Here is a 25598-nt window from a genome sequence, read left to right as displayed (position 1 = left end):
ATTACGTGTTTGAAACTGCTCGAACGCTACGTTGCGTTCGGGATAGTGTCAATCCAAATAAACGCGTTTTCCCAGGTGAGGAACGGTTAATTGATGCAATGGTGCTGCGGGTGAATGCAATGCTGCGTTGCAATGGGTGGTGGCGAAGGCAATGCCGACGCGGGCTCAGTGATGGTGCCCGCGGTTCACATGGTCAGGGTCGTGCTCGTGTGCGGGGTGATCGGGTGAGCCGCCCATCATCCGCAGCATCGCCGGACCGCCGGTGCGCAGGAAACGCACCACCAGGACGGCTGCCGTCAGCAGGAAAGCGATGTTGAGCCAGGTCGTGTAGTTCCAGCTCACGCCCTCCTCGGGGATCCTTGCGTCGGCCTGGTCGGGGATGAGGCCCAGGCTGCCGAAGAGGAATTCCACGACGTATCCGGCGACCACCATGGCGGCGTAGAAGGTGGCCAGCAGGAACGCCGCCATCCGGCCTCCGTAGTACTTCCGGTAGATGTTGAGGATCGGCAGGATCAGCAGGTCCGCGTAGATGAAGGCGATCACCCCGCCGAAACTGATGCCGCTCTTCCACAGCACCACCGCGAGCGGCACATTGCCGATGGAGCACACGAAAGTCGCGATGGCCACCAGCGGTCCGACGAGCGGCCCGATCAGCTTCGCGGCGAGGGGGTGGCCGTCGAGGAAGAACGTGCGCCAGAAGTCGGCAGGCACCCATGCGGCGATCGCGCCCGCGATCAGCAGGCCGGCCACCAGATCGCGCAGGATCGCCGCCCACTCCATGACGAAGATGTGCGACACCGAGGTGAAGCCGTCGCGGGACAGCAGGCGACGGGTGAAGCCGCCTGCGCCCCGCACGGACATGTCCATCGCCGCATGCCCCTCCATGGACCCCGCCAGCCCGCGCTCGGCCTGTTCCCGTGCCAGGTGCAGCAACCGCTCGCGGAGGAATACGCGGAACAGCACGGCGAGTACGACGATCATGACCGGCCCGCCGACGAACTCCGCGGCGGTGAACTGCCAGCCCATCAGCAGGGCGAGGATCACCCCCAGTTCGACGACCAGGTTGGTCGACGCGATCTCGAAGGCCATGGCCGCGGTGAAGTCCGCGCCCTTGCGGAACAGTGAGCGGGCCAGGGCGACGGCGGCGTAGGAGCAGGAGGACGAGGCCGCGCCGAACCCCGTTGACAGCGCCAGCGTGCGTGGCCGGTCGTCCCCGAGCAGCCGTACGACCGTCTCCCGGCGGACCACGGCCTGCACGACGGCGGACAGGAGGAAGCCGAGGATCAGCGCCCAGGTGATCTCCCAGGTCATCGATCCGGCAATGGACAGGGCGTGTCCGATCGCGTGCATCGTTTCCGTACCTTTCGCCGCACGGGTTCCCAACCCCGACAGGTATCCCCCGGGGGTATGGCACACACGCCGGGGCCGCCACTCGGCCCTGGCGGCTAGGGCGCGGCGGGCCGCGGCGCGTAGTGGCCGAGGAGAGCGCTGAAGACGAGGTGCGGGAAGAGCAGGAGCGAGTACAGCTGGATGATGGCCACCTCGATGTCCGGGATGACGAGGCGACCGTCGTCGACGAGGCGCTGAAGGGCTCCGGCCACGGCGGGGTGATGGCGTTCCGGTCCCGCTTCCTGCCATACGGCCCCGAGTTCGGGGAAGCGGTGCAGCTCGCGGGCGACCACGTTGCGCAGGGCGACGACGTCGGGGACGGTGCGGATGTCGTGGACCCAGGCCCGGGCGGCCGCGGTAAGAGCCTCCCGCAGGTCGTCGGAGTCGGCGAGGCGGTCGATCGCCGTGACCGGAGTGGCCCCGAGCGGGGCGTCGAGCGAGTCCTTGACGACTCCGATGAACAGGGCCTCCTTGCTGCCGAAGTGGTTGTAGACGGTCACCTTGGAGGCTCCGGCCACTGCGGCGATCGCGTCCACGCTCACGCCGTTGCCCTCGCGCAGGAACAGCTCGCGGGCCGCCTTGACGATGGCCTGCCGCTTCGCTTCGGCGCGAGGCCCGGTGGGGGGTTGCTTGGCGGATGACTCGGCGTCCATGGAGGTCATCCACGAGGTGGGCGGTTCGGTCGGCGTCGCCGTGCTGTCCACCGTCGCCGTCTCCGGCATCGAGCATGGTGCGGTCGGCGGATTCCGGGACGCCTTCGCCTTCAGCGCGATCGTGGCCGCGGTGGGTGCGGTGGCCTGCCTCGTCCTCGTACCGCACCTCAAGCCGCAGACGACTGACATGCCGCATGCGCACTGACGAGTGGCGGCCCTTCAGCCTGGCCACCGAGGCCTTGGCCGGTGGGCGGCGAGGCGTTCGCGGGCCTCCGGGTAAGCGTCCGCGTCGATCTCGCCGGAGGCGAAGCGGCGGTCGAGGATCTCCTCCGGCGTCTCTCGTGCCGGCCGGCCGTGGCCGAGGCCGCCGTCGCGACCGGTGGCGTGCTGCGTGAGCGGGACCAACGCCTTCATACGACGAGGCCGATCAGCACGATCCAGAGCAGGGGCATGAAGGCCATCCAAGTCCAGCCACCGCCGTCCCAGTACATCACTGTGCTCACCTCCCCAGGAGGTTTCCTCTTCCACTGTCCGCCCTGACCGGGAGGAGGTGCCAGGGCTGTTCGGCCCCTGTGCCGAGCCGTCCGGCACCGGGGTCTCGCGACCCTTCTCCGCTCTCATGCCGCAATGACAGGTTCTGGTCAAGAGTTGACCAAGCGTCGGAAGTCTCCTCCCGCGAGTGATCGGGTCTCCTGCGACGGCCGTATCACTGCCCGTTCGGGAGGTCCTGATGTCAGCCCCAACCCGTAAGAGACGGTGGCTCACGCTCTGCGCCATCGCCGCATCCGCTGGACTCGTCGCGATACCGGCGAGCGCCGCCCCTGGGGGGAACGGCAGCCCCTTCGGCGCTCGTTCACTCGCCCGACTCGCCGCCGAGCGCGAGCACTCGGTGGGTGACATCACCCCCAAAGCGAAGGGGGAGGACGGCGACGACGGCAACGAGGCCGACGAGATAGCCGAGGGCGCGGACCAGTACGCCGAGGCCCGTACCTCGCCCGGGATCGTCGCGCCGGGCGCGTACGGCGCGGCCTGGCGCGGTCTGACCGGACTTCCCAGCACCGGCGGGAGTTGGCGGCACATCACCGGACTGCCGTACAACTCCGACGACCCGCGCTACCGCGACATCGACTCCAACTCCAGCGGCGGCTCGGGCAACGTCACCGGACGGATGGCCGCGATGGCCGCGGACGACGACGGCTACGTGTACGCGGGCAGCGCGGGCGGCGGAGTGTGGCGCTCGCGCACCGGCGGCGGGCACTGGCAGCCCGTCAGCGACCGGCTGCCCTCCCAGTCCACCGGTGCCCTTGCCCTCGACGGCACCGGACGGCTGTGGCTGGGCACCGGCGAGGCGAACACCAACGCCGACGCGTACCTCGGCAGCGGCGTGTACGTGCTGTCCGACCCGCACCACGGCACCTTCTCCACGCGCAGCCGGGTCGGCGGTGACGAACTGGAGAGCACCACCATCCGCCAACTGCGCTTCGGCGGCGGCAAGGTGTGGGCCGCCACCAGCGAAGGCGTGTGGAGTCACCCCACGAAGAACCTGAGCGGCCCTTGGAAGCTTGAGTTCGCCCCCAACCCCGACTATCTGCCGGGCGGTTCCAAGGCGACCGACGACGACGCCGCGTACAAGAACATCACCAACGACATAGCCGTCGACCCCAAGAACCCTTCCAAAGTGGTCCTCGCGGTCGGCTGGCGCAGCGGCGACGACTACAACGGCTTCTACACCAGGGCCGGTGGCAGCTGGCAGCGGATCACCAGCGGTTTCGGTGACCTGCCGACCGACGCCGACAACGTCGGCACGGTCACCTTCGCCCGCTCCGCCGACGGCTCGCGCTACTACGCCATCGACCAGTCGCCGGAGCAGATGGCGTCCAACCCGGACAGCGGACTGGAAGGCATCTACAGCGCCGCCTCGCCGTTCGGCCCCTGGACGAAGACCGCCGACTACAAGCAGCTGGCCGCCGACGGCTCGGCGCTGACCACCGCCGGCTACATGCCGGGCGTGCAGGCCTGGTACAACCAGTTCCTCACCGTCGACCCGGCCGACCCCAAGCACATCTACGCCGGTCTGGAGGAGGTCTACGAGTCCAAGGACGGCGGCAGCACCTGGTCGACCGTGGGCCCGTACTGGAACTTCCCGTTCTCCTGCTGGAGCATCGACCCGGCCGAGCAGACCGGTGGTTGCAACCAGACGACGCACTCCGACCAGCACGGCGTCGCGATCGGCCGTTACCACGGCAAGAGCTACGTGTATGTGGGCAACGACGGCGGTGCCTACAAACGCCCGGTCGACGGCGCCCAGGACGCCTCCGGGCACGCCACCGACTGGACGTCCCTCAACGACGGCACCATCGACACCTTGCAGTACTACTCGGTGGGCATCGGCAAGGACCTGGACCACGGCGGTGTCTCCGTCACCGGCGGCCTCCAGGACAACGGGCAGTCCGTCCTGCGCGGCAACGACAAGGTGATGGGCTCCGACTTCGGCGGCGACGGCGGCGACACCCTCACCGACCCCGCCAACGGCTGCGACATCGCCGAGGAGTACGTGTACCTCGCCGTCCAGGTCACCCAGAACTGCGCCGTCAACGACGGCTCCTGGACCACCGACCCCGGCAAGGCCACGTCGTACAACGTCGCACCGGCCGACAACGCCACCAGCGAGGCCCGCTTCATCGCCCCGCTCACGACGGACCTGAAGAACAGCTCGACCTGGATCGCGGGCGGCCGTCACATCTGGGTGCAGACCCAGGGCTACGCCATCCGCAGCGGCTCGGACTGGAAGAGCGTGTACGACCTCGGCGCCGGCCGCACCGCCACCGCTGTCGCCGCCTCGGGCGGCAAGGTCTACGCGGCCTGGTGCGGCCCCTGCAACAACCAGGGCTTCGCCCGCGGCATCTCCGTCGGCAACGCGGACGGCACCGGCTGGCACGACGTCAACCTGCCGGTGGACGGGACCGTACCCAACCGCTACCTCAGCGGCTTCGCCGTCGACCCGAAGAACCCCGACCACGTCTACCTCGCGGTCAACGGCTTCTCCCGGCACTGGACCGAAGGGCCCGGCGCGGGCGTCGGCCACGTCTTCGAGTCCCATGACGGCGGCACCACCTGGAAGGACATCTCCGCGAACCTCCCCGACGTGCCCACCAACTCCGCGGTGGTCACGGCGAACGGCGGCCTCGCCCTCGCCACCGACCTCGGTGTCGTCTACCGCGCGCCGGGCCGGACGAAGTGGCAGCGCGTCGGCTCCCTTCCGGCCGTCGCCGTGCTGCAACTGAAGCTCAGCCCCGACGGCGGGACCCTGTACGCGGCCACGCACGGCCGCGGCATCTACACGATCAGGGTGCGCGACTGCGACTGAGGCCCCCACGCGGCCGACGACGCGGTGGAGGGGAGACCCCGGCCCGGGGTCACCCCTCCTTCGGGTAAGGGACCACACTGGCGTGGGCGGTGCCGTCCGCGTCCACACGCCGTCAACGCCAACTCCGCCCACCCGTTCGAGAACCCGACCCCGTTCACGAACCTCTTCGAGATCTTCCTGCTGCTGGTGATCCCGTTCTCACTGACCCGCACCTTCGGCGTGCTGGTGGGCAGCGTGAAGCAGGGTTACGCCGTCCTCGCCACGATGTTCACGATCTGGCTGGGCTTCGTGGCCCTGATGATGTGGACCGAGTTCGCCCACCACGGTGGGGCACTTCAGGCGGCCGGCGGGGCGATGGAGGGCAAGGAGGTCCGCTTCGGCGTCGGCTCCTCGTCTATCTTCGCGGTCTCCACGACCCTGACCTCGACTGGCGCGGTGGACTCCTTCCACTCGTCCTTCACCGGCCTCGGCGGTGGCATCACGATGCTGAGCATGATGCTGGGCGAGATCGCGCCCGGCGGCACCGGATCCGGCCTCTACGGCATCCTGATCATGGCGGTCATCGCGGTGTTCATCGCCGGTCTGATGGTCGGCCGTACGCCCGAGCACCTGGGCAAGAAGATCGGCGGCCGGGAGATGAAGCTCGCAGCCTGCTACATCCTGATCGCACCCGCGCTGGTGCTGGTGTTCACCGCGGCCTCCATGGCCGCCCTCGCCGTCGTTGTCGGCGCATCGCCAGTAGCACACCAGTGCGACACGCACCGTGTCGTGCGCGCTCGGACCATAGGTCTCCGGTGGCCGGGATGCGAATCCGCCGTCCGCCGCGGTCCTGTGCCGGCGATCGGCCATGTCCTCTTCCGCACGGCTGCCTGCCGCAGGCCGGTTGGCCAGGTGGGTCACGGCGGACGATACCGATCGCCGGGGGCGGTCACGCGCTGCCCACACTCAGGGGAGTTCTCCGCCGTGGACGCTCTCGCCCTCCAGGGCCCGGATGATGCGACAGTCCGCCTCGACGGCCTCCGGATCGTCGCCGCTGAGAACGATCTCGGCGCACTGGGCCGTACCGGTGACCGGGGCGTGCCCCAGGAGGTCCGCGCTGACCGCGACCACCGTCGGCAGCCGGCGCACGATGCGCCCGAGGTGTGGATCGACGGCGTCGCCGCCGCGCCGGTGCAGGTGGACCCGGACGACCCGGTGTCCGGCCGGGCCGGGAACGGGCCGAACGGGCAATGGCGGGCCCCAGGTGTCCAGTACGTCGAGTACGTCCAGTACGTCCGTCAGACGGTCGTAGCCGGTTGCCCCGCGCAGCGCCTCGTCGGCCAACGAGATCCCGGGCACCGCCAGTGCGGAGACGAGGAGTGGACCCCGGCCCTCTTCGTGGGCGATGCGCGCGGTGACCGGACCGCGCATCACGCCCAGGGCGTCGAGCACGCGCCGCATGTACGCCGACAGGACTCGCGTCAGCGGTTCGTGATGGAGCAGCAGGTCGGTGCGGTCCAGAACCCGGTCGCGGGAGCGCGTCTCGGCCCACACGTCGGTGACGGCATGCTCCGTCCGCCCGTCCGCACCGGGGCGGCTGACACTGTTGACGACGAACTGCCGGGCGGGCAGCCGCTCGGTGAGAACCAGGTGCGCGTCGTCGGAGTACCGGGCGGCCGCTCGTTTCATGGCGGGCCAGGCGCTGTCGATCTGTCTCTTTCCGTCACAGGCAACCGGCTCGACCGGTACCCCGGCCGCGGCGGGGGCCAGCAGGTAGCCGGGCAGGAGGCAGGCTTCGGCCCAGGCCAGGACCTCGGCCGGATCCGCGCTGCGGACGCTCCGCGGTGCCGGTATGCCCGCTCGCGCGAGGACGGCCGCCTGTACGCCACGGTCGTAGCGCAACCGCGACGTCTCGGGATCGCCTTGGGGGAGACCCAGATGCCAGGCGATCCGCTCCGCCAGCTCGATGCCCGCCGGACTCCCGGCGACGACGGCCGTCACGCCCAGCCCCCGCAGGGCTTTGACCGTCTGCCGCAGGGATCCGCGATGCTCCACGGAGTCCGGGAGGGCACCTGCCCCGAGCGCAGGTGCGAGCGCCGACGGCCGGCGCCGGACGTCCAGTTCGACGGCCACGGTTCGCTGGCCCTGACGCGCGATGGCCTCCGCGAGGAAGGAGCGGCCATAGGGGGCGACGATCGCCACGGTAGCGGTGACGGCTTCGAACCGGGGCGCGAGGACGGATCCGGCGGAGGCGGTGGTCATGGAAACGGGCTCCAGGACGAAAGAGATGTGGGGGTGAGGGGCGGCCGTCGGCCGGACTTCGACCGACTATGCGGACCAGATGCGCGCGGCCCCCGGCCAGTCGGCTTCAGGCAGGGTCGGGGCGGCGACCGCTCTTGCGACAGACGGGGCCGCGGGCGCCGGTACAGCTGCCTCCGGCGGTGGCGTGTCAAGGCCCGAGGACCGCCGGCATGGAGACGACACCGGGAAGGCAGTGGAAGTTGCTGTGGCGACCGACTGGCTTCGCGAGCAGCGGCGGCGAGGGGAAGGGGAAAGGGGCACAGCGGCCTCCTGCATGAGGCTGACGCCCCGTAACGGCTTGGTCTGCGGGGAAGTGTCTGGCAGAGCGCGGGGCATCACTATGTCTGCGCGAAAGGGCAAATGCAACCCGCGCATTCCCCTTCTCATCTCGCGAGAAGTTCGAAGTTGAATTTTCTCGCCGGGTGAGAAACAGGACGCTCTTTCTCATCCAGCGAGAAAGTTGTATGAGGCAAGATGCCCAGGTCCGGGCCGTTGCGTGGATGCCCTAGCCTGTCGTGGTACGCATTCGCCCCGCTCGATTGGAGTACTGTGCGCGCCATTGTCATGAGGGAATTCGGCGGCCCGGAGGTTTTGCGGCTGGAGGACGTTCCCGACCCCGAGCCCGCGCGCGGACAGACCTTGCTGGACGTGAGGCTGGCGGGGGTCAACTACGCGGATGTCCATGTTCGCGGAAACACCTACCTCGCCCCGGTCGAACTGCCGTACATCCCCGGCAACGAGGTCGTAGGTACCACCGCGGACGGCAAACGCGTGGTGGCGCTGACGCAGGGCGGCGGCTACGCGCAGAAGGTGGCCGTTCACCGCAGACTGCAATGGGAGATCCCCGACGAGGTCACCGACGAACAGGCGGTGTCGCTGGCGCTCCAGGGGAACAGCGCCTACCACCTCCTCTTCACCGTCGCCCAGATCGTCAAGGGGCAGACGGTCGTCATTCCCGCCGCGGCGGGCGGCGTCGGCTCGCTGGCCGTTCAGCTGGCCCACCGTGCGGGCGTCCGGGTCATCGCTCTCGCCGGCACGGGCGAGAAGCGCCGGCTGGCCCTGGAGCTCGGGGCGGACGCAGCCGTCGACTCCTCCGACGAGGACGGCCTGACGGAGCGGATCCTCGAGGCGGCAGGAGGCCCCGTTCACGCCGCGTTGGAGATGACCGGCGGCAGGACGCTGCGGCAGACCCTCGATGCGGTCGGCCCGCGCGGCAGGCTCGTCGTATACGGCTTCGCCGGCGGGCAACTCGCCGACGTCCCCGTGCACCAGCTGCTCCAGAAGTCCGTCACCGTCGCCGGCTTCTGGCTCCCGCACCTCTACACCGACCGAACGCTCCCGCTGACAGCGTCCATGCGACAGCTCTTCGACGCCGTCGGCAACGGCACGCTCCGGATCGTGACCGGCGGGACCTACCCGCTTGCCGACGCGGCCAAGGTGCACCACGTGCTCAACAGCCGAACGGGGACAGGCAAGTTCAGTCTCGATACCTCCGAGTAATAATCTTGTGCCATGCCGCGCGGGCACAGTGGAGGGGGTACGGCTGATGAGTGGACAGCGGGGAACCGGGACCAGCTACGCCGAACGTTTCATGCGGGTGCAGCAGGCGTTCATCACGCTGGGCCCCGGTGCCCACCGGCTGTCCGAGATCGCCAAAGCCGCGGATCTCGACGATTCCACCACCGGCCGCATGCTCACCGCCGGGACCTACAACAGCACCTTCGTCCGGATCGACCGAGGCCTGTACCAGCTCGGCAGTACCGTCGCCGACCTGGGGCTCCACGCACTCTCCGAGGACAAGCTCTCCGGCAGTGAGGCCACACACGTCCTGCAAGGCCTGCGCCGGGCGACCGACAGCGGCCTGGTCTTCCTGTACATGAGAGCCCCGTTCGGCATAGCGGGCAGACAGTGCCTGGACATGGCGGTGGGGGACTCCGATCTCGTCGAGCTCGGAATGACACCGCGTGACGTCCTCTCGGTCACGCGGTCGCTGCGCACCGGCGCCTCGGGCCGGACGATCCTCGCCTACCTGCCCGAACAGATCCAGCAGCGGGTAGCCGCCGATCCGGTCCCCGAGGAGGCCGGTCCCGGCGTCATCCGCGACGGCGACGAGCTGCTCGCCTCCCTCGCCGACATCCGTGACCAGGGCTACGCCCTGGGACGCCAGGAGTGCATGGCGAAGTGGAACTCCATCGCCGCCCCCGTCATCTGGGACGGCGCGATCTGGGGGGCGGTGCTGCTGCTCAAGCCCATGGATGTCATGCCGGAGGCACCGCACCACTACATCTACGCCACCATCACGGCGGCCGCCCGTCTCAGCCAGCTTGGCGGAGCCTGGCCGGCCGACTGATCCCGCGGGGTCTCGCAGGGCGCGGCCGAACAGGTCCAGCAGCGCGGTCCAGTGGCGTTCGGCTCACCGCCTTCCTCGCCGGTATCCCGGGCGGTGCGGCACGGACCAGCTGCACCGGTGCGGCGGTGTTCAGCGTGAGCAGCCGGTCGGCCTCGGGCGGATCGAGGCCGTCGCGCATGCCGAGATCGGCCGGCAGGACGCCTAGGCGGCACCGGCCTGCCGTGGCTCGGCGGCCAGGTCGTGCAGTCGGTCCGCCCGTCGGGCGACCGGGACGAAGTCGAAGCGGGGGGGTCGGCAGACGGGCGTACTCGGCGCAGCATTTGACGCCAAGCGTTCGGTGCTCGTGAATCGCCGTATGCTCCTGGCGTGGCGCAGGGAGACGAGGGACCGCCCGAGGGTGGCGTGCTGGACGGGGTGCTGTGACATGGTGGCGGCGCACTACTCCCCGCTGATCTGTGTCCACAGGGAACCCGGGCTCACCGGCGCGGAGGCCGCCCGGCGCCTGAACATCACCCCGCAGCTCACCACACTGCTCGGCCAGGTGGTCGACGCGGTCCGAGAGGCCTAGGCCGTCCGACCATGCACAACACCCTGACGGAGCACGCCCGGTGTCTCTACGGAGACGAGTACCGCCCGACGCCGGAGTGCGGCCTCGAACACCGGGAGCACTACTTCGTCGAGGAGTTGACGTTCGCCGACGCGGACGCGATTCTCGCCATGCTGCGTGAGCTCTGCCCGCACGTGGTCGACGGTTTGCTGCCGGTCTGGCTCCGGAACCTGGCCTATCGGCTGGCACTCCTGCAACGGCCGGACGATCCGGCGCTGCTGCGCGAGGCGGCCCAGAACCTGTGGCTGCACGGCCCGGACTGGGACGGGATCGCAGCGGACCTGACGAGGCGGGCCGACGCTCTGGAAGCCGGCTGATGACATCGGGGCAAAACCGGTTGCTACCCGTTGCTACCCGTCGTCCGCGCCGTCGTCGGGCACCCAGCGCAGCACGTCGCCGGGCTGACAGCCGAGGGTGCGGCAGATCGCGTCGAGCGTCGTGAACCGGACCGCCTTCGCGCGACCGTTCTTCAGCACGGCGATGTTGGCGGGCGTGATGCCCACGGCCTCGGCGAACTCGCCTACCGACAGGCGCCGTTCGGCGAGCATGACGTCGAGTTCGACGATGATCGCCATCAGACCACCTCGGCCATCTCGGTCTGGAGATCCGTCGCCTTGAGCAAGAGGCTTCGCATGACGACGATGAGCATCGCGAACGACGCCCCCACGCCGACGCCCACGATCGCGGCGGCCAGCGCGCTGACGACGTCCATGCCGTCGCCGGGAGAGGGGATGTCGGCCAGGGCAAGGTGCCCGGTGACCCCGATCGCCAGCAGCGTGGCCACGATCGAGGATCCGATGACGGTGTCGACCCAGCGGAAGGCCCGCGGGGTGAAGATCGCGTCGCGTTCGACCATGGTGAGCAGCATCCACACGGCGACGAGCGCGACCTGGACACAGGCGACACCGGCGATCGCCACGGTCGCGTAGGGCGTGGCGAACGGGGCGTAAGGAGGGAAGCGGTCGACCTCGTCGGCCGCCGCCGTCGGGATGACCACGATCTGGCCGAAGAGACCGAGCAGGATCGCTGTGACGATGCCGGCTCGGAGGATGGCGATGAGGGAACGATGCATGTATCGATTATCGATTGATTTCGATCGTTGATCAATCAACTCGAGTCAAGACCTCGGCGAGCCCGGTGGTGTGGCAGGTGGCGGCGGTGGGTTACTCGGGGTGTATTGGTGGCCGGTCGCGAGGTAATGCGGAGGCGGACGTGACGGTGAGTCGGCTGGGATTGGTCGTGCACGGTGGGCGCGCGGAAGCCGCGGAGGCCGCCCGTGCCGTACGGCAGTGGTCTGCCGAGCACGCCCTGCCGTGCACGGACATCGATGTGTGGCGGGAAGGCGTGCGGCGCAGCGCGGGGGAGGAGGTGGAGTCCGCGGGCGACCCCGACCTGATCGTCACGCTGGGAGGCGACGGCACCTTCCTGCGCGGCGCACGGCTGGCCGCCGAGCACGACGCCCTGGTCCTCGGCGTCGACCTGGGACGGGTGGGCTTCCTGACGGAGGTGCCCGTCGCCGAGGTGCGCGCGGCACTGGACGCCGTACGGGACGATCGAGTAACCGTGGAGCACCGCCTGTTGCTGACCATGCGCGCCTCGTGCCGGCTGCGGGTGCCTTCCGAGATGGAAGCGTTGCTGCGGTACGGCCGCGGGCCGCTCCTGCCGCCTCCCCGGGTGCGCACCGACTGCGAGATCGGCGACGAGTGGGGCGTCCCGCTGAACGTCTTCGCGCTGAACGACATCGTCCTGGAGAAGCTGTCGAGGGACCGCCAGGTGTCGGTCGGGGTCTACATCGCGGGTCGGCTGCTGGCGTCCTACTCCGCCGACGCCCTGATGGTGGCCACCCCGACGGGCTCGACCGCCTACAGCTTCGCCGCCGGCGGCCCCGTCGTCTCGCCGCGCGCCGAGGCGCTGGTGTTCACGCCGGTCGCCCCGCACATGGCGTTCAACCGGTCGGTCGTGACCGCCCCTGACGAGCCCGTGGGGCTGCGCGTGCTCGAACGGTCGGGTCAGGCCGCGGTCAGCGTCGACGGCCAGCTGCGCGGCGTGCTCGACCCGGGCGACTGGATCGGTGTGTACGCGGCGCCGCGCCGGTTGCGGGCGGTCCGGCTGGGGCCGACGGACTTCTACGGCCGTCTGCGCGAGCGGATGAACCTGACCGACGCCCCGGCGGCGGTGGCCGACGGAACCGCCGCCCCGCTGTGGTCGGTGAGCACCCCGCCGCCCGGAGACCTCGCCCACCTCACGCTGCTCAGGGAGCCCTGACGACCTACTGCTGATGTCAGCGGACTCGGTACGGACCGGGGAGGCGAGGTGACGGCCGGTATCGCCGGGCGCGGCAGTCGCGCCGAAGCACTGGTGTCCGTCGCCTGCGACTGCTGGAGACCGCGACGTGGGGCCTTGAAGAGCTCGAGATGACCACCGAGCTGCTGGTCAGCGAGCTGGTGGGCAACGTCGTCCGGCATGCCAGGGGGCCCGTCCGGCTGCGTCTGCTGCACAGCCGGTCACTGATCTGCGAGGTGCGAGTGCATCTGGACCGAGCAGTACCTTCCGCCGGTGAGCCGGGCCGGTACGGATCACCAGGGAAGGGTGCCTTCGGCGTCGAAGTAGCCCCCCGTGGGGCCGTCGGGGCCCACCTGCGCCATGCGCACGATGATCTCGGCGCCCTGTTCGACGGTCTGGATGCCGGTGTTGCCGTTCAGGTCGGTCTTGGTGAAACCGGGCTCCACCGCGTTGATCCGCATGTGGGGGAACGCCTTCGCGTACTGCACCGTGATCATGTTGACGGCGGTCTTCGACGCCGGGTAGGCGACGCCCGGATAGGCGTACGTCGGGGTGTCGGCGTCGGTGACCCGGGTCAGGGAGGCCAGCCCGCTGCTGAGGTTGACCACCACAGGGGCGGCCGAACGCTGGAGAAGCGGCAGGAAGGCGTGGAGTACGCGCACCGTGCCGAAGACGTTGGTCTCGAACGTGTTCCGCATGATGTCGGCCGTGACGTCCGCGGCGCCGATCACGGCGTTGCCGGCGGCCCTTTCCTCGACACCGGCGTTGTTGATCAGCACGTCCAGCCCTCCGTCGGCCTCGATGGCCTGCGCGGCGGCCGCCACGGACGCGTCGTCGGTGACGTCCAGCCGGACCGTCCGCGCACCCAGTTGCTCGGCGGCCCGGCGGCCGCGTTCGGCGTCGCGGCTGCCGATGTAGACGGTGTGTCCCGCGTCGACGAGGCGGCGGGCGGTCTCGAAGCCGAGACCCTTGTTCGCTCCGGTGATCAGTGTTGTGGTCATGCGTCCACTGTGGGACCCGGCGGGGCGGACAGCCAGTGCCCCCGGGTTCCTGGTAGTACCGGGACCAGGAACCGGTCGGTCAGCCCATGGGCGTGGCGCGGATGGCGGCGATGTCGAACTGGAGGCGTACCTTCTCGCTCACCATGGCGCCGCCCTCGGCGAGCCGGGCGTTGTACGTCAGTCCCCAGTCGGAGCGGTCGATGGTGGTGGTGCCGTCGAATCCGGCCCGCTCATAGCCGAAGGGGTCGGTGACGTGTCCAATGTAGGTGAGTTCCAGGACGACGGGACGGGTGACGTCCTTGATGGTGAGGTCCCCGGTCATGCGGTAGACGTCGGGGCTCGCGAGTTGCACGGCGGTACTGGTGAAACGCATGCGGGGATAAGCCGCGGAGTCCAGGAAGTCACGGCCGGCCAAGTGGGCGTCACGCTGTTCCACGCCGGTGTCGACGCTCGCGGTGGACAATGTGATCTCCGCCCGCGAGCGAGCGGGATCGCGGCCGTCGAAGTAGAGCCGGCTCTGGTACTCGGTGAATGCCCCGCGCACCGTTGTCACCATGGCATGCCGGACGGAGAAGCCGATCCTGCTGTGCGCCGGGTCGATCATCCACTCTCCGGTCAGCGCCGCCAGGGCGGCATCGGGGACGGCGCCGGAGGCCAAGTTCTGTGGCTCTGCGGTGAGTTGGGCGGTCGTTGGGGATGTCGAGCGGCGGAGTGACGCACCGCGGTGGAACAGGTTCATGATTCACGTAGTTACTGCACGACGGATTCCGCCGCAAGCCTTCTCCGCGAACAGCGATGGCGCGAATCAGTACCGACACGCTTATACGCCACCACTTCACGCCCGGTGACTACGACATCCACACATACTCACCACGGAATCGTCAACGAGCGGGCGGTGCGAATTTCCCGCATTTCATCGGCGACGCCTTTTCAGGTGCCTATGTCGCCTTCTGCGCGGCGAGAGCGAGTTTGCGGTGGGTGCGGACCATCATGGCGCGGGCCATGAAGGGGTGAACCCTTTTCACCACTCCCCAGTAGAGCCTGGACCACCAAGCGTTGATCTTCACCGAACTGCAGAGGGTGACGTACTTGTCGTCGACGACGATCGAGGCCCAGGCGTCGAGGCCGGCCGTGCTCACGTTCATCAGCGCCTCGCCGTCGTGCCGCGCCGAGATCGGGAAGGCGTCGCGCAGGATGCCCGTCCAGGCCGCCGGGTCGCGCGGCATGCCGGGCCGCAGCTCCATGGCGTACGCGTCCTGGTAGTCGGGTCGGTCGACGGCTGTCCTGATCAGCTGGGCGCCTTCGGGGAAACCCACCGTTACGGGCTTGTCCTTGAGCATCGCGTACCTCCATACGCTGGCGTATGGAAAACCATACGGTAGCGTATGGACATGGTGCAACGGCAACAGACCAGGAAGGCCAGGCTCACCGCCCGCGACTGGGCGGACGCCGCGCTCGCCGCCATCGGGGAAGGCGGCGGCCTCGCGGCGGTGGCGGTCGAGCCGCTCGCCGCCCGCCTCGGTGCCACGAAGGGCAGCTTCTACTGGCACTTCGGCAACCGCGAGGCACTGATCGAGGCAGCGCTCGCCCGCTGGGTCGAGGCGGACACCGAGGAGATCATCGCGTCGCTGGAGACCGAGCCGGACCCGGAGAAGCGGCTGCGCAGACTGCTCACCGAGGTCACCAAGCCCACCGCCGCCGATCCGCTGGAGCTCTCGCTGCTCGCCAGCACCGACCACCCGCAGGTCGCCGCCGCGCTGCGGCAGGTCACCGAGCGCCGGATCGGCTACCTGGCCGGGCTCTTCGCCGAGCTCGGCTTCGCCGAGGAGGAGTCCCGGCGGCGCGCGCTGATGGCGTACGGCTTCTACCTGGGCCACACGCAGCTCGGCCATGCCGTGCCGTCCGCGCTGCCCTCGCGCGAGGCGTTCCCCGCGTACCTGGAGGCGACCATGGACGCCCTGCTCCGGCGTGCGTAGCCACGGTCCCGCCGCGTTGGTCTCCGGTGCGAGCAGGCCCAGTTCGACCGATGTCGCGGACGCCGTCGACTGGCTGCCCTTCTGGGAGCCCGACGAGCCCACCGCCCAGGACCTGACCGAGCGGGGCATCCGCCTCCCGTACGTACCGATGTCCCGCGAGAAGCACCTGTACATCTTCCAGGACGTCCGCAGGCTCGCCAGGGAACGCGATCTCGACCTGGTCTGGCCGCAGGACTCCGATCCCCGCTGGGAGGTCTCGCACCTCGCCTACCTGGTCGCCGACCGTCTCGGCCACGGCCGCCCCTGCATCGACGTGGTCTACCGCGCCCGCTGGGAACGGGGCAGGGACATCTCCGACCCCGCCGTCATGGCCGCCGTCGCCGCCGGTCTCGGCCTCGGCCTCGGCCTCGACCCCGGACCCGTCGCGGGCGCGGCCGCCGACCCGGCCGTACGCGCCGAAGGGCTCGCCTCCATCGAACTCCTCCACCGCGACGGTGTCTTCGGGGTCCCCTACTTCATCGACGGCTTCGACAAGTACTGGGGCGTCGACCGCCTCGCCGCCTTCGTGGCCCGCATCCGCGCCCGCCACCTGCCCCCGGAACCGCTCGCGGCCGCCACCGTCGACCAGGGGCATGCGGGGAGCTGCGGCTGAGGGAGTCTCGCGACGGCCGAGAAAGCCCCAAGTGGCGGCCATGCGCAGGCAACCCCCAGGCACGCTGACGCCTCCTACGAGTCGACACACGCAGCCGGAGCGCCCCGGCAACCCCCTAAGGAGCGTCTGTTGGCCCGTCAGCTGTCCCGTCGCAGATTCATGGTCTACTCCCTCGCGGCGTCCACCCTGACCGTCGCGGCCCCCCTCGGCTGCGACGCGTCCCCCGCGGAAGGCGCGGAGAGCACCGGTGAGCGGTCCGACGTCCTGGTGACCGGCACGGACGAGGAGATGCTGGTCCTCGAGGTCACGGAGGCGAACAAGGTCGTCGTACGGCTGCCGCGCGTCGAGGTCGGCCAGGGTGTCACCACCGCGGTCGCCATGATGATCGCCGAGGAGCTGGACGCCCGGCTCGTCGACGTCGACATTCCGCTCGCCGACGCCCGCGCCAAGGGCAACCAGTACACCGGCGGCTCCAGTTCGGTCAGTTCGCTGTACGGCCCGGCCCGTGCCCTGGCCGCCCTGGCACGCGCCAAGCTGGTGACCGCCGCGGCCAGCCGGTGGCGGCTCCCCGCGCGGTCCCTGCGCACCCGGGACACGAAGGTGATCGCGCCGGACGGGCGTTCGGCCACCTTCGGATCGCTGACCGAGAGCGCCGCGCGGGTCCACCGGCCGGCCGTGTCGAGCAAGCCCAAGCCGGCCTCCCGGCACCGGGTGATCGGCCGGCCGACGAACCGGATCGACGCCCGGGACATCGTCACAGGCAAGGCCAAGTACGCCGGAGACCTCACGGTTGCCGGAGCGAAGCCGACCGTGGTGGCCCGGCCGCCCACGCTCGGCGGCAAGGTCGTGTCCGTCGACGACCGGGCCGCCCGTGCGATGCCCGGGGTCCACGCCGTCGTCAGGATCGCCGGCGGGGTCGCCGTGGTGGCCGAGTCCTTCCACCACGCCTTCAAGGCAAGGGACGCCCTGCGCATCACCTGGGCGCCGGGCCCCCTCGCCTCGCTGTCCGACGCCGCGATCCGCTCGCGGCTGCGGGCGGCCGTGCCCCGCATGGGCACTCCCCCGCTTGGATCGGCCCAGGTCGAGGGCGAGTTCGAGTTCGCCTTCGTCAGCCATGCGCCGATGGAGGTGCTGACCGCGGTGGCGGACGTGCGTGCCGGGCATGCCGAGATCTGGTTCTCCTCCCAGACACCGATGGACGCGCGGGACAGCATCGCCTCGGCGGTCGGGCTGCCCGCGTCGAAGGTACGGGTCCATGTCATCCGCGGCGGCGGTTCGTTCGGGCGGCGGCTGAACTACGACGCCGCGATCGAGGCGGCCGTCATCTCGAAAGCGGCGCGCCGGCCCGTGAAGCTGATGTGGAGCCGCGCCGACGACACCCGGCACGGCCGGATGCGTCCGGCCGACCACCACCGCATCCGGGTCAGCCACGCCGGGGGCAGGGTGGTGGCCTTCACCCACGTCACGGCCTCGGTGAGCGAGTCGTACGAGGGGAAGGGGCTGTCCGCCAAGGGCGGGATCGTCCGGGCCGGGGCGCGTGCCGCCGGTCCGCTGCCCAGCGAGAGCGGCCTGTACGACTTCGGCCGGGTCTCCGGGGACTCGGGCTCGGTCGAACTGGCGATGCCGCTCGGCGCCTGGCGGTCGGTGGACTCCGGGACGATGCGCGCCGCGGAGGAGGTCATGGTCGACGAGGTCGCCGCGCGCCTGGGCCAGGACCCGGTCGCCTTCCGGCGCACCACGCTCCGGAACAAGACCGTCAAGGCCGTGCTCGAAAAGGTCGCGGCCGCCGGGGACTGGGGCCGGACCATGCCGGCCGGCCAGGCGCAGGGCATCGCCGTCCACGAGGAGTACGGCTCGTGCGTCGCCTGCCTGACCGAGATCGACGCCGGCGACCCGAAGAACCCCCGGGTGACCAAGGTGGTGATGGCCGCCGACGTCGGAACGGCCGTCAACCCGCGGGGACTTCAGGCCCAGCTGATGGGCACCGCGATCGACGGCATCTCCACCGTCCTCCAGGCAGGCCTCCACATCGACCGGGGCGCCGTCCGCGAGAGCAGCTACGCCGACTTCCACTACGCCCGCCAGCGGCACGCCCCGCTGCACTTCGAGGCGCACATCATGCCCTCCGGGCGGGAGCCGGGCGGGGCGGGCGAACTCGGCGTGCCGGCCGCGGCCGGTGCCGTCGCCAACGCCTACGCCCGGGCCACCGGTACCAAGCCCCGCCGCTTCCCCCTCACCTTCTGAAAGAGTGCCGATGCCGTCCTACTCCTTCGTCCTCAACGGCAAGCCGGTCACGGTCGAGGCCCCGGCCGACATGCCGCTGCTGTGGGTCCTGCGGGACCTGCTGCACGTCACCGGACCCAAGTACGGCTGCGGCGTGGGCGTCTGCCGTGCCTGCACCAGCCACCTCGACGGTGAGGAGGTCCAGCCCTGCGTCGTGCCGGTCGCCGACTGCGCGGACCGCGAGGTCACCACGATCGAGGGCCTGGCCGCGGGCGACACCCTGCACCCCGTGCAGCAGGCCTGGCTCGACTGCGACGTCGCCCAGTGCGGCTTCTGCCAGCCGGGCCAGATCATGGCGGCGGCGGCCCTGCTGAAGAAGACCGCCCACCCGACCGACGCCGACATCGACCGGATCGAGAACGTGTGCCGCTGCGGCACGTACGCCCGGATCCGCGAAGCCATCAAGAAGGCCGCGGCGAACGGGTGACGGCTGTCGGCCGTCGTCGGGGAGTTTCGTAACGCCCCCGATTCGTGGGTCGTCCGACCGATCCCGCGGAGCGTCGCACGCGTCATCGTTTCCGCATGACTGACACCCCCCACCACAACCGGCGATCCGTCATCGCCACCCTGGGCGGCGCGACCCTCGGCGTGGCCGGCCTCGGGCTCACGGCCGCGCAGGCGACCGCGGCCACCGACCGGAACACCGCCACGCGGACGCCGGCCCGGTCGGCGGCCGCCGCCTGCGTCCTCACGCCCGAACAGACCGAAGGGCCGTACTACCTGGACCTGGAGACGGTCCGCAAGGACATCACCGAGGGCAAGGCCGGTGTACCGCTGACGCTGCGTGTCACCGTGGTCGACAGCACGACCTGCGCCCCGCTGCCCGGCACCGCGGTCGACATCTGGCACTGCGACGCCCTCGGGATCTACTCCGGCTACGTCGCGGGCGGTTCCACCCCGGACACGACCTTCCTGCGCGGCGTCCAGCTGACCGACTCCACCGGCGTCACGGAGTTCACCACGATCTACCCCGGCTGGTACGTGGGCCGGGCCCTCCACATCCACGTCAAGACGCACGCCGGCGGCACGGTGTCGAACGGGACGTACCACGGAGGCCACGTCTCCCACACCGGCCAGCTCTACTTCCCGGAGACGTACAACACCAAGATCGCCGCCCGGGCTCCCTACCGGAACAACACGGCCACCCGCACGCTCAACGCCAGGGACGGCATCTACCGCAACGGCGGGTCCTCGACCCTGCTGACCGTCACCCCGGCGAGCAGTGACCTCGGGAAGGGAGTGACCGGCACCGTCGTCCTGGGCGTCGACCCCGCCGCAACGCCCTGACGGCGCGCGCCGGAGCGGGAGGTGAGGGTTTCGTTCCGGGGACGCGCGGCCAGGAATCCGGGATGAGCCGGAGTCGGACGTGCGAGTCGTGCGGTGCGGCGCTGACCGGGAGACCGCACGGCGGACGGCCGGCTCGCTACTGCTCCAACGCGTGCCGGCAACGGGCGCTCAGACAGCGGTCGGCTCGCCCGGATCGGGGCGCCCGGGGTCTCGTCCCGCCCCGGGCGCTCGACTCCTTCGTGGGCCGGCGGCAGGAGCTGGCGCGGCTGCGCGCCCTGCTGAGGACGTCACGCCTGCTCACCCTGACCGGTACCGGAGGCGTCGGCAAGACGCGGCTGGCGCTGGAGTTCGCCAGAGGCCTGTCCGGCCGCGGCACCCGAGTGGACCTGGTGGAACTCGACTCGCTGCACGACGGAGCGCTCCTCGCGCAGTCCGTGGCCGCCGCCCTGGCCGTCGGCGAACAGGCCGGCCGGACCGGCGTGGATGTCCTCGTCGGCGCGATCGGTGACGCCTCGCGGCTGCTGATCCTCGACAACTGCGAGCATCTGGCCGAGCCGTGCGCGCGGCTGGCAGCGGCCCTGCTGCGGCACTGCCCCCGGCTGCGGATCCTGGCCACCAGCCGGGAGGCCCTGCGGGTGCCCGGGGAGACCGTGCTCCGGGTCGGCGAGCTGTCCCTGCCCCCGGCCGGTGACGAGGACGATCCGGCAGTCCTCCTGCGGGCCGACGCCGTCCGGCTGTTCACCGAGCGTGCCGCCGGCCGGGCACCCGGATTCACCCTGCACCGCGGCAACGGCAGGACCGTCGCCGAGATATGCCGCCGGCTGGACGGGCTGACCCTCGCCGTCGAACTCGCGGCCGGACGCGTCGGCACCCTCGCGCTGGGGGACATCCTGGCCGGCCTGGACGACCAGCTGTCCCAGCTGCCACTCCTCACCGGCGGAAGCAGGACCGGGCCACGTCGGCACAGCGAGCTGGCCGCCGCGATCGACTGGAGCCATCGGCTGCTCGATCCGGCGGAACAGGCCGTCTTCCGGCGTCTCGCGGTCCTCGTCGGCGGGTTCGGGATGGACGCGGCGCGGACCGTCTGCGCCGGTGACGGCATCGCACAGCGGCAGATCCTCCGCATCCTGTGCGCCCTCGAGGCCAAGTCGCTGATCGTCCGTGTGCCGGGGGACGCCGAGCCCGCACGGTTCAGACAGCTGGCGGCCATCCGGGCCTACGCGATGGAGTGCCTGGTCGCGTCCGGCGAACTGCACACCACCCGGCGGCGGGCCCTCGAGTGGCTCACCGGGCTGGCCGACCGGGCCGACGAGGAGGTGTTCGCCGACCAGGCCGACGGCCCGCTCGTCGAGGAGCGCGACAACCTCGCGGCGGCCCTGGCCACCGGCGGCGGCCGCGACACCGCCCCGCCCGCACGGCTGACGCTCGAACTGGCCCGTGTGCACTATCAGCAGGAACAGCCCTCGGCCGCCCGCACGCTGCTGACCGGGCTGCTGCGCACCGCCGACGGCCGGGCACTCGGCGGTACGGTCCCGGCGCTGGCGGCGCGCGTCGCCTGCCAGCAGGCCGAGCTGCGCCGGGCACTGCTCCTGGGCGAGCGAGCGGTGGCCGCGGAGCGCGCACGCGACCATCCCGCCGGCCTCGCCAACGCCCTGGACGCGCGCGCCGCCGCACGGCTGTGCCGCGGTGAACCCGACGCGGCCGTCACGGACCTGCGGGAGTGCCTGGACGTCCTCGCCGCGCTCGGCAGACCGCACGACACCGCGTGGTGCACCCACCATCTGGCCTGGGCCCTGCTCCAGACGGGCCGGGAGGCCGAGGCCGACGCGCTGATGTCCCGCTGCCTGCCGCTGATCAGGGCACACGCGCCCTGGCGCCGGACCGCGGCGGCGCTGCACACCGCGGGCGCCGTGCGGCTGGCGCTGGGACGGCTGGAGAGCGCCGAGGCACTGTTCGCCGAAGTGCTGCGGATCGTCCCCGAAGCGGGTTTCCACGCGCTCTACCCCGTCGAGGGCCTGGCTCTGGTGGCCGCCGAGAGCGGCGACCCGCAGCGGGCCCTGCGGCTGTACGAGGCGAGCGCGCAGGCCCGCCGCCGGCTGGACACCGAGCCGGAGGACCCGTGGCGGCGGCAGGTGGAGCAGACGGCGGACCGGGCGCGTACCAGGCTGTCGGCGACCGCGCGGGAGGCGGCCGTCAGCGTCGGCCGCCGGCTGCGCGGGGACCGGCTGGTCGCGTACGCCCTGCGCACACCCGGCGGCGGCCACCGCGCGACGAGGGACACCGCGGGAGCCGCCGACGGCCAGTACCCGCTCACCGCCCGGGAGTTCATGGTGGCCGAACTCGTCGCCGAGGGGCTGACCAACGGGCGGATCGGGGAGCGGCTCGGTCTTTCCGCCCACACCGTGGCCACGCATCTGGACAAGGTCCGCGACAAGCTGGGCGTGCGATCGCGCACCCAGATCGCCCTGTGGGTCGTGGGACGGGCCGGGAACCGGGTCGGTGGCCGGCCCGGGTGAACGGTGACTTTCAGCGGCGCAGCGCTTCGAAGGCCTGCCGGGCGCTGATCCCGATCGCGAGGTCGATGTCCGGTGCCAGGTTGGCCCGGCGGTCGGAGCGGGTGAGCGCGGCCATGGCCACGCGGTCGCCGGACTCGGCCTCCACCACGCCGATCTCGTGCCGCAGATGGAGGAACGTGCCCGTCTTGCCGCTGACCCGGAGGGTGTCCGCGCGCAGTTCGCCCGCCAGCCGATGCGTGAAGACCTGGAGCCCCATCAGCCGGCGCAGTTCTGCGGTCGCGCCGGCATGGGCGATCTCGTCCCGCCACACGCGTCGCAGCAGGGTGACGAGCGACGCGGCGGTGCCGAGGTTGGCGTGGGCCGGGTCCAGCGTCTCGATGGTGTACCGCCCCGAGCGGTCGTCGCGGATGGCCAGTTCCAGGGCGAGCGAGAAGTCGTTGCCGGCGGCGCCCGCGGCGCACTGGTACATGTGGTTGAGCCGGTGCCGCACCCGTATGCCGGAACAACCCCAAGCGGCCAGGCGGGCGTCGACGTCCGCCACCGGGACGAGGCCGAGCAACGCGTCGGCGGCGGCGTTGTCGCTGACCGCGAGCATGAGGAGGACCAGGTCGCCGACGGCCACGGTGGCCGGGTGCCGGAAGGCCGCCAGCCCGGTGCGGCCGACGCTGCCGGTGGCCGGGTCGACGGTCACCGGTCGTGCGGCGTCGAGTTCTCCGGCCGCGATCCGGTCCAGCACGACCAGCGCGAGCGGGACCTTGACCACCGAGGCGAGGGGCACCGGCTCGTCGGCGTCGAAGCCGAGTTGCTCGCCGGTGTCGATGTTGCGGGCGAGGAACGAGCCGCGGACGCCGAGCTCCGCCCAGTCGGCGGCGATCGCCTCCGCGACGTCGAGGAGGACGGCGTCGTCGCCGGTACAGGCCGGGCGGTGGACCGGGCCGGCGCTCATCCACGCGCCGCCAGTCGCGAGGAGGCCTCCGCGGCCTCGTACACCGCGGCCGCTCCGGCCGTCGCGGCACCGACCGCTGCCGCCAGCAGCGCGACCAGCCAGCCCGGCACGGTCGCCGCACCCTGACGCTCCGCCGAACCCGGCTCGTACCCCCGGTGCAGCGACGCGTCGCCCAACGGTGCCCAGCTCGCGCCGTGCCGCCGTGCGAACGGCTCCGCGCACAGCAGCGTCACCCGCCCGGCGAGGGTCTCGGCGAGCGCGGTCGCCGCCGGCCCGGCCGGCCGGACCACGTCCTCCGGCAGCCCGGCGCCAGCAGCCGCACGCCGCAAGCGGTCCCGCGCGTACGGGACCTGGTCCTCGGCCAGGCAGAGGACCGGCACCGGTGACCGAAGCCCGGCCCTCGCGCCGTGGCCGCGCCGCGGCCGCAGGTCCTCCAGATGGACCGGGCGCGGTCGCGGGCCGGGACGCCTGTCGTCCGGAGCGTCCGGCGGCGGCGCGGAGGCCAGGCCGAGCGGCACGCGGAGGGCGGCGTTCTCGGGGGGAACCCGCAGCAGCGCGTACGTCAGCGATCCGGCGGACAGGCCCGACATCCGCTCCTGAGGCGGCAGTTCGTGCACGCCGAGCGGAATGCCGTTCGCCGTACCGGCGCGGATGACCCGCGCCAGCGCCGCCGGGCCGCAGTCCGCGGGCACACCGACGGCCCGTACCGCCGCCTGCCGGGCCGACCCCGCGACATGCCGCAACCGCTGGGCCCGGTCCAGCACGTCCTGAGCGTACGGCAGGAGGAGCCGGCCGAACTCGGTGACCGTGACCTGCCGCCGTGAACGGTCGAAGAGCAGACCGCCGAAGTGCTCCTCCAGTGTCTTGACGCGTCGGCTGAGAAGCGGCTGGGCGATCCCGAGCCGGTCGGCGGCACGCGAGAAGCTCGCCTCGTCCACGGCCGCGACGTACGCCTCGAGATGCGCCAGCAGATCCACCCAGCCTTCATATCAATAAGTTATGGGAGGTTCAAAGATGACTCTTGGACATGGACGGTGGGCGGCTGTTTCGCTGTGCGCATGACCACTGCCACCCCTTTTCCGCGGCGCGGCCTGCTCAAGGCCGGCCTCGCCGTGTCCACCGCCGTACTCACCGCCGCCGCGTCGGCGCCGACCGCGTCGGCCGCATCGGACCCCCAACCACGGGGAGCGGAAGGTGAGTTGCGCGATCTCGAGCAGCAGTACACCGCACGCCTCGGTGTGTACGCCCGCAACCTCCGCACCGGGCAGGTGGTGTCCTACCGGGCGCGGGAGCGGTTCGCCCTGTGCTCGACCTTCAAGGCGTTCGCCGCGGCGGCGATCCTCCGCGACCACGGTCACTGCGCGCCGCTGGACAAGGTGATCCACTACCCGCCGGCTGACGTGGCGCTGCCGAACTGCCCGATCACCGAGGGCCACGTAGACACCGGCATGACGGTGGGCGACCTGTGCGCGGCCGCGATCCAGTACAGCGACAACGCGGCGGGCAACCTCCTGCTGCGCCAGATCGGCGGGCCGGACGGACTCACCCGGTTCTTCCGGTCGATCGGCGACCCGGTCAGCCGGCTCGACCGCTGGGAGACCGACCTGAACTCAGCCGTCCCCGGCGACCTGCGCGACACCACCACGCCGGAGGCGGTCGGCGTCAGCTTCACACGGCTGACGCTGGGCCAGTCCTTGGCGGACGCCGATCGCGAGCAGCTCGTGGCCTGGCTGAAGGGCAACACCACCAGCGGCGAGCGGTTCCGCCGCGGCCTGCCGCAGGACTGGGTCGTCGCCGACAAGACCGGCACCGGCGACTACGCGACCGGCAACGACATCGGCGTCGCCTGGACCACCGAGGGAACACCGGTCGTGCTGGCCGTGCTGTCGTCGAAGACCACCCGGGACGCGGTGGTGGACAACGGGCTGATCTCCGACACGGCGCGCGTGCTCGCGCGCACCCTCGCCCCGGGGGAGTGAGGCCGGAGGGCACCGCGTCGGCCGGAGCC

At 71.2% G+C, this 25598-nt stretch carries 25 protein-coding genes and 1 pseudogene; 15 read left to right on the top strand and 11 right to left on the bottom strand.

Annotation, left to right across the window (positions count from 1 at the left end; translation table 11 throughout):
• Positions 1-165: 165 nt before the first annotated feature.
• Positions 166-1350, bottom strand: a complete 1185-nt coding sequence (locus tag ACWGJM_RS44770; protein ID WP_453417538.1) for a permease — start codon at positions 1348-1350, stop codon at positions 166-168.
• A gap of 95 nt (positions 1351-1445) precedes the next feature.
• Positions 1446-2042 (bottom strand): TetR/AcrR family transcriptional regulator, encoded by a 597-nt coding sequence (locus ACWGJM_RS44765; RefSeq protein ID WP_453417537.1) that lies wholly within the window; start codon positions 2040-2042, stop codon positions 1446-1448.
• On the opposite strand from ACWGJM_RS44765, the gene ACWGJM_RS44760 reads away from it, so the two are divergent.
• On the top strand, positions 2041-2247 hold the full coding sequence (locus tag ACWGJM_RS44760) for a hypothetical protein (protein ID WP_453417536.1): 207 nt from the start codon (positions 2041-2043) through the stop codon (positions 2245-2247). The genes ACWGJM_RS44765 and ACWGJM_RS44760 overlap by 2 nt on opposite strands.
• Positions 2248-2261: 14 nt before the next feature.
• Here ACWGJM_RS44760 and ACWGJM_RS44755 read toward each other — a convergent pair whose 3' ends face one another.
• Positions 2262-2456: a hypothetical protein gene (locus ACWGJM_RS44755; RefSeq protein ID WP_453417535.1), complete on the bottom strand. Its 195-nt coding sequence runs from the start codon at positions 2454-2456 to the stop codon at positions 2262-2264.
• Between the two features lie 316 nt (positions 2457-2772).
• Between ACWGJM_RS44755 and ACWGJM_RS44750 the strand changes: the two genes are divergently transcribed.
• Positions 2773-5409, top strand: a complete 2637-nt coding sequence (locus ACWGJM_RS44750) for a glycosyl hydrolase (protein ID WP_453417534.1) — start codon at positions 2773-2775, stop codon at positions 5407-5409.
• A 114-nt stretch (positions 5410-5523) separates the two neighbouring features.
• A pseudogene (locus ACWGJM_RS44745) lies at positions 5524-6117 on the top strand (potassium-transporting ATPase subunit KdpA); the annotation flags it as partial.
• A 237-nt stretch (positions 6118-6354) separates the two neighbouring features.
• Here the strand turns inward: ACWGJM_RS44745 and ACWGJM_RS44740 are convergent.
• A complete protein-coding gene (locus tag ACWGJM_RS44740; protein ID WP_453417533.1) occupies positions 6355-7650 on the bottom strand; it encodes a hypothetical protein in 1296 nt (431 codons plus the stop codon).
• Positions 7651-8253: 603 nt separating this feature from the next.
• Here ACWGJM_RS44740 and ACWGJM_RS44735 point away from each other — a divergent pair.
• The 4 genes from ACWGJM_RS44735 to ACWGJM_RS44720 all read left to right on the top strand — a co-directional run bounded on the left by ACWGJM_RS44735 (position 8254) and on the right by ACWGJM_RS44720 (position 10963).
• Positions 8254-9189 carry a quinone oxidoreductase family protein gene (locus tag ACWGJM_RS44735; protein WP_453417532.1) on the top strand — a complete coding sequence of 312 codons (936 nt, stop codon included), beginning with the start codon at positions 8254-8256 and terminating at the stop codon, positions 9187-9189.
• A 46-nt stretch (positions 9190-9235) separates the two neighbouring features.
• Positions 9236-10039, top strand: coding sequence for an IclR family transcriptional regulator domain-containing protein (locus tag ACWGJM_RS44730; protein WP_453417531.1), 804 nt, complete (start codon positions 9236-9238; stop codon positions 10037-10039).
• A gap of 424 nt (positions 10040-10463) precedes the next feature.
• Positions 10464-10607 carry a hypothetical protein gene (locus ACWGJM_RS44725; RefSeq protein WP_453417530.1) on the top strand — a complete coding sequence of 48 codons (144 nt, stop codon included), beginning with the start codon at positions 10464-10466 and terminating at the stop codon, positions 10605-10607.
• An 11-nt stretch (positions 10608-10618) separates the two neighbouring features.
• Positions 10619-10963 (top strand): hypothetical protein, encoded by a 345-nt coding sequence (locus ACWGJM_RS44720; RefSeq protein ID WP_453417529.1) that lies wholly within the window; start codon positions 10619-10621, stop codon positions 10961-10963.
• 33 nt (positions 10964-10996) lie between these two features.
• On the opposite strand, the gene ACWGJM_RS44715 is transcribed toward ACWGJM_RS44720, so the two are convergent.
• On the bottom strand, positions 10997-11221 hold the full coding sequence (locus ACWGJM_RS44715; RefSeq protein ID WP_453417528.1) for a helix-turn-helix domain-containing protein: 225 nt from the start codon (positions 11219-11221) through the stop codon (positions 10997-10999).
• Positions 11221-11718: a DUF2975 domain-containing protein gene (locus ACWGJM_RS44710; protein ID WP_453417527.1), complete on the bottom strand. Its 498-nt coding sequence runs from the start codon at positions 11716-11718 to the stop codon at positions 11221-11223. The genes ACWGJM_RS44715 and ACWGJM_RS44710 overlap by 1 nt, the downstream gene beginning before the upstream one ends.
• A 140-nt stretch (positions 11719-11858) precedes the next feature.
• Between ACWGJM_RS44710 and ACWGJM_RS44705 the strand changes: the two genes are divergently transcribed.
• Positions 11859-12911, top strand: coding sequence for an NAD(+)/NADH kinase (locus tag ACWGJM_RS44705; protein ID WP_453417526.1), 1053 nt, complete (start codon positions 11859-11861; stop codon positions 12909-12911).
• 311 nt (positions 12912-13222) lie between these two features.
• Here ACWGJM_RS44705 and ACWGJM_RS44700 read toward each other — a convergent pair whose 3' ends face one another.
• The 3 genes from ACWGJM_RS44700 to ACWGJM_RS44690 form a co-directional block, all read right to left on the bottom strand.
• Positions 13223-13930 (bottom strand): SDR family NAD(P)-dependent oxidoreductase, encoded by a 708-nt coding sequence (locus ACWGJM_RS44700; protein WP_453417525.1) that lies wholly within the window; start codon positions 13928-13930, stop codon positions 13223-13225.
• Between the two features lie 79 nt (positions 13931-14009).
• The gene (locus ACWGJM_RS44695; protein ID WP_453417524.1) at positions 14010-14669 is read right to left on the bottom strand and encodes a YceI family protein; all 660 of its coding nucleotides are present in this window, start codon (positions 14667-14669) and stop codon (positions 14010-14012) included.
• A 199-nt stretch (positions 14670-14868) separates the two neighbouring features.
• Entirely contained in the window at positions 14869-15270 is a 402-nt protein-coding gene (locus ACWGJM_RS44690) for a hypothetical protein (RefSeq protein ID WP_453417523.1), read from the bottom strand.
• Positions 15271-15315: 45 nt separating this feature from the next.
• Between ACWGJM_RS44690 and ACWGJM_RS44685 the strand changes: the two genes are divergently transcribed.
• The 6 genes from ACWGJM_RS44685 (at position 15316) to ACWGJM_RS44660 (ending at position 22644) form a co-directional block, all read left to right on the top strand.
• On the top strand, positions 15316-15906 hold the full coding sequence (locus tag ACWGJM_RS44685) for a TetR/AcrR family transcriptional regulator (protein WP_453417522.1): 591 nt from the start codon (positions 15316-15318) through the stop codon (positions 15904-15906).
• Positions 15899-16558, top strand: coding sequence for a DsbA family protein (locus ACWGJM_RS44680; protein WP_453417521.1), 660 nt, complete (start codon positions 15899-15901; stop codon positions 16556-16558). The genes ACWGJM_RS44685 and ACWGJM_RS44680 overlap by 8 nt, the downstream gene beginning before the upstream one ends.
• A 159-nt stretch (positions 16559-16717) precedes the next feature.
• Positions 16718-18802, top strand: a complete 2085-nt coding sequence (locus tag ACWGJM_RS44675; RefSeq protein WP_453417553.1) for a molybdopterin cofactor-binding domain-containing protein — start codon at positions 16718-16720, stop codon at positions 18800-18802.
• 10 nt (positions 18803-18812) lie between these two features.
• Positions 18813-19268, top strand: a complete 456-nt coding sequence (locus ACWGJM_RS44670; RefSeq protein ID WP_453417520.1) for a (2Fe-2S)-binding protein — start codon at positions 18813-18815, stop codon at positions 19266-19268.
• Positions 19269-19363: 95 nt separating this feature from the next.
• A complete protein-coding gene (locus ACWGJM_RS44665; RefSeq protein ID WP_453417519.1) occupies positions 19364-20128 on the top strand; it encodes an intradiol ring-cleavage dioxygenase in 765 nt (254 codons plus the stop codon).
• 62 nt (positions 20129-20190) lie between these two features.
• The gene (locus ACWGJM_RS44660) at positions 20191-22644 is read left to right on the top strand and encodes an ATP-binding protein (RefSeq protein WP_453417518.1); all 2454 of its coding nucleotides are present in this window, start codon (positions 20191-20193) and stop codon (positions 22642-22644) included.
• Between the two features lie 10 nt (positions 22645-22654).
• On the opposite strand, the gene ACWGJM_RS44655 is transcribed toward ACWGJM_RS44660, so the two are convergent.
• The gene (locus ACWGJM_RS44655) at positions 22655-23590 is read right to left on the bottom strand and encodes a serine hydrolase (protein ID WP_453417517.1); all 936 of its coding nucleotides are present in this window, start codon (positions 23588-23590) and stop codon (positions 22655-22657) included.
• Positions 23587-24567 (bottom strand): LysR family transcriptional regulator, encoded by a 981-nt coding sequence (locus ACWGJM_RS44650; RefSeq protein WP_453417516.1) that lies wholly within the window; start codon positions 24565-24567, stop codon positions 23587-23589. The genes ACWGJM_RS44655 and ACWGJM_RS44650 overlap by 4 nt, the downstream gene beginning before the upstream one ends.
• An 81-nt stretch (positions 24568-24648) precedes the next feature.
• Here ACWGJM_RS44650 and bla point away from each other — a divergent pair, with 81 nt between their 5' ends.
• Positions 24649-25569 carry a class A beta-lactamase gene (gene bla, locus ACWGJM_RS44645; protein WP_453417515.1) on the top strand — a complete coding sequence of 307 codons (921 nt, stop codon included), beginning with the start codon at positions 24649-24651 and terminating at the stop codon, positions 25567-25569.
• Positions 25570-25598: the final 29 nt, after the last annotated feature.

The sequence above is a fragment of the Streptomyces sp. NPDC054834 genome (assembly GCF_053611185.1).
This window is presented reverse-complemented; position numbering and strand designations above follow the sequence as displayed.

What these genes read in the sequence shown, in the direction of transcription:
- ACWGJM_RS44720 (WP_453417529.1), top strand. Translation starts at nt 10,619, where the DNA reads ATGCACAACACCCTGACGGAGCACGCCCGGTGTCTCTACGGAGACGAG.
- ACWGJM_RS44725 (WP_453417530.1), top strand. Translation starts at nt 10,464, where the DNA reads ATGGTGGCGGCGCACTACTCCCCGCTGATCTGTGTCCACAGGGAACCC.
- ACWGJM_RS44660 (WP_453417518.1), top strand. Translation starts at nt 20,191, where the DNA reads ATGAGCCGGAGTCGGACGTGCGAGTCGTGCGGTGCGGCGCTGACCGGG.
- ACWGJM_RS44670 (WP_453417520.1), top strand. Translation starts at nt 18,813, where the DNA reads ATGCCGTCCTACTCCTTCGTCCTCAACGGCAAGCCGGTCACGGTCGAG.
- ACWGJM_RS44675 (WP_453417553.1), top strand. Translation starts at nt 16,718, where the DNA reads ATGGTCTACTCCCTCGCGGCGTCCACCCTGACCGTCGCGGCCCCCCTC.
- ACWGJM_RS44685 (WP_453417522.1), top strand. Translation starts at nt 15,316, where the DNA reads ATGGACATGGTGCAACGGCAACAGACCAGGAAGGCCAGGCTCACCGCC.
- ACWGJM_RS44695 (WP_453417524.1), bottom strand. Translation starts at nt 14,669, where the DNA reads ATGAACCTGTTCCACCGCGGTGCGTCACTCCGCCGCTCGACATCCCCA.
- ACWGJM_RS44690 (WP_453417523.1), bottom strand. Translation starts at nt 15,270, where the DNA reads ATGCTCAAGGACAAGCCCGTAACGGTGGGTTTCCCCGAAGGCGCCCAG.
- ACWGJM_RS44730 (WP_453417531.1), top strand. Translation starts at nt 9,236, where the DNA reads ATGAGTGGACAGCGGGGAACCGGGACCAGCTACGCCGAACGTTTCATG.
- ACWGJM_RS44655 (WP_453417517.1), bottom strand. Translation starts at nt 23,590, where the DNA reads ATGAGCGCCGGCCCGGTCCACCGCCCGGCCTGTACCGGCGACGACGCC.
- ACWGJM_RS44765 (WP_453417537.1), bottom strand. Translation starts at nt 2,042, where the DNA reads ATGGACGCCGAGTCATCCGCCAAGCAACCCCCCACCGGGCCTCGCGCC.
- ACWGJM_RS44750 (WP_453417534.1), top strand. Translation starts at nt 2,773, where the DNA reads ATGTCAGCCCCAACCCGTAAGAGACGGTGGCTCACGCTCTGCGCCATC.
- ACWGJM_RS44710 (WP_453417527.1), bottom strand. Translation starts at nt 11,718, where the DNA reads ATGCATCGTTCCCTCATCGCCATCCTCCGAGCCGGCATCGTCACAGCG.
- ACWGJM_RS44760 (WP_453417536.1), top strand. Translation starts at nt 2,041, where the DNA reads ATGGAGGTCATCCACGAGGTGGGCGGTTCGGTCGGCGTCGCCGTGCTG.
- ACWGJM_RS44770 (WP_453417538.1), bottom strand. Translation starts at nt 1,350, where the DNA reads ATGCACGCGATCGGACACGCCCTGTCCATTGCCGGATCGATGACCTGG.
- ACWGJM_RS44740 (WP_453417533.1), bottom strand. Translation starts at nt 7,650, where the DNA reads ATGACCACCGCCTCCGCCGGATCCGTCCTCGCGCCCCGGTTCGAAGCC.
- ACWGJM_RS44755 (WP_453417535.1), bottom strand. Translation starts at nt 2,456, where the DNA reads ATGAAGGCGTTGGTCCCGCTCACGCAGCACGCCACCGGTCGCGACGGC.
- ACWGJM_RS44715 (WP_453417528.1), bottom strand. Translation starts at nt 11,221, where the DNA reads ATGGCGATCATCGTCGAACTCGACGTCATGCTCGCCGAACGGCGCCTG.
- ACWGJM_RS44665 (WP_453417519.1), top strand. Translation starts at nt 19,364, where the DNA reads ATGACTGACACCCCCCACCACAACCGGCGATCCGTCATCGCCACCCTG.
- ACWGJM_RS44700 (WP_453417525.1), bottom strand. Translation starts at nt 13,930, where the DNA reads ATGACCACAACACTGATCACCGGAGCGAACAAGGGTCTCGGCTTCGAG.
- bla (WP_453417515.1), top strand. Translation starts at nt 24,649, where the DNA reads ATGACCACTGCCACCCCTTTTCCGCGGCGCGGCCTGCTCAAGGCCGGC.
- ACWGJM_RS44735 (WP_453417532.1), top strand. Translation starts at nt 8,254, where the DNA reads ATGAGGGAATTCGGCGGCCCGGAGGTTTTGCGGCTGGAGGACGTTCCC.